The 992-nt window shown below is 57.7% G+C and carries 1 protein-coding gene; it reads left to right on the top strand.

Annotated elements, in window-relative coordinates:
- Nucleotides 1-221 precede the first annotated feature (221 nt).
- Nucleotides 222-884 carry an SGNH/GDSL hydrolase family protein gene (locus tag AC1DY5_RS56960; RefSeq protein ID WP_478122928.1) on the top strand — a complete coding sequence of 221 codons (663 nt, stop codon included), beginning with the start codon at nt 222-224 and terminating at the stop codon, nt 882-884.
- The last annotated feature ends 108 nt before the right edge of the window (nt 885-992 follow it).

Here is a 992-nt window from a genome sequence, read left to right as displayed (position 1 = left end):
CTCTGATGCACCTCCCGGCGCAGGTCCGAGTCTTCCCAAGGATGCTGCGGCTTCGTAAGCAACTTTTAAAGGTCTTGACTCGACCGTATGGGCGGACTAGGGTGCCAGGCGGTGGATGTAGGCGTGTTGGCCTGCGATCGTGAGCTCATCTAAATCGAAACTGGCATTTGAAATGTCTCGAAGGCCGGCCCATGCAATTGCGAAGCCGAGGAGATGAATCCATGACTCGACCTGCGCTTCGTGTTCTTGCGGCAGGGATGCTCGCAGGACTTCTTTTCGGGTACGGGGGACGGGTCGTCGCTCAAGATGCATCGTTGTGCACAGTCGAAGTCTATGGCGACTCGATCATGGCCTCCAACGGCTCCGATGAAACTCCCGCCGCGACGCTGCAGCGCATCAGGCCCAATCTGCGGGTCGTTGCCGATCATTCGCTTGGCGGCATGTCGCTTCATGCCCTGGCGACTTACTTTCCGCTCCTAACCCGCACAGCGCACTTCGTAATCATCGAAAACGGTGTGATCGACGCGTGGGAAGGGGAGAACATCAACACGGTGATGTACGATTACGTGGCCATAGTCCAGAAGGTGCGGGAAGAGGGGCGGATCCCCGTGTTGACAGGCTATTCTCACCAAGCTTTGGGTGGAGTACTTTCACCCCAGAAACTCTGGCGTCGGGACTTCTACGATGCGGTCATTCAAGCAGTTGCTACGAATGCGAACGTAGCCTTTGCCGACTGGGGGTCAGTGCCGTTCTACGGCACTGTAGATCTACTCGACTTCGTGCATCCGAATCGGGACTACAGCAACCGGCTGATCGGACGACTCGCGCTGACGCTGGATTCGCTTACAACCCCCTGCACAACGACTCTGGTTCCTCCGGCCTGAATGATGCGTGGACGTTTGGTGAACGTCCGTTCCGATGGCCCGCATCCTGCAAAATGCCCGCGCCTATCGACGGGAGCGATATCAGGGTTGTACGCCGCTATTGCCGAG

Source organism: Variovorax sp. P4_D9, assembly GCF_056401695.1.
The sequence above is the reverse complement of the archived record's forward strand: the minus strand, read 5'-3'. Positions and strand labels throughout refer to the sequence as shown.